We start from the raw sequence: 728 nt of genomic DNA on the forward strand, positions 1-728 counted from the left end.
CTGGAAGTGCTGAGAGAAGAGCAGACGGTGAATGAGATCGCAGGGAAGTACGAACTCAGCCCAGTCATGTTGAGCCGGTGGAAGGCAGAGTTTCTGGAGCGAGCCTCCATGGTGTTCGGCCGGGAAACAAAAGGAAGCCGAGAAGATCAAAAGGAACTATGAGGACAAGCAAGAGCAACTGGAGAAACTGGTCGGCCAACTGACGCTAGAAGTCAATTGGCTCAAAAAAAATCTGGTCTCTAAGACATCGACAAGAGATCGGCAAGCCATGGTGGAACGGGATAACCGGGAGATCAGCATCAAGCGCCAAGCAGAGTTGCTGGGGATCCATCGTACGAACGTGTATCGGCAGCGGGATGTGCGGCAGGAAGCGCCGGAGAACGTACAACTGATGCATGAGATCGACAAGTTGTACACGAAGCATCCGTATTTCGGCTATCGGCGGATGACAAGCAAATTGCGGGAACAGGGATGGGCCGTGAACCGCAAACGCATCCAGCGGCTGATGCGCCTGATGGGAATTGAAGTGATCTATCCGGGACCGAACTTAAGCAAACGATATCATGCCCAGTATATTCGGCCCTACCTTCTGCGCGGCTTGGCCATTGATCGTCCGAACCAGGTCTGGGGAATTGATATTACGTATTTGCGGATGGGCAAAGGCTTTATGTATCTCTTTGTGATTATCGACTGGTACAGCCGCAAAATCATCGATTACGAGCTCTCCA

General features: G+C 51.9%; 1 protein-coding gene. It reads left to right on the plus strand.

Annotated features, from left to right (window positions below; genetic code table 11):
* Positions 1-187: 187 nt before the first annotated feature.
* A partial coding sequence (locus NR121_RS24965; RefSeq protein WP_375162548.1) for an IS3 family transposase occupies positions 188-728 on the plus strand: 541 nt, incomplete at its 3' end.

The sequence above is a fragment of the Paenibacillus sp. Pae15 genome (genome assembly GCF_024519685.1).
In the GTDB taxonomy this organism is placed as follows: domain Bacteria; phylum Bacillota; class Bacilli; order Paenibacillales; family NBRC-103111; genus Paenibacillus_G; species Paenibacillus_G naphthalenovorans.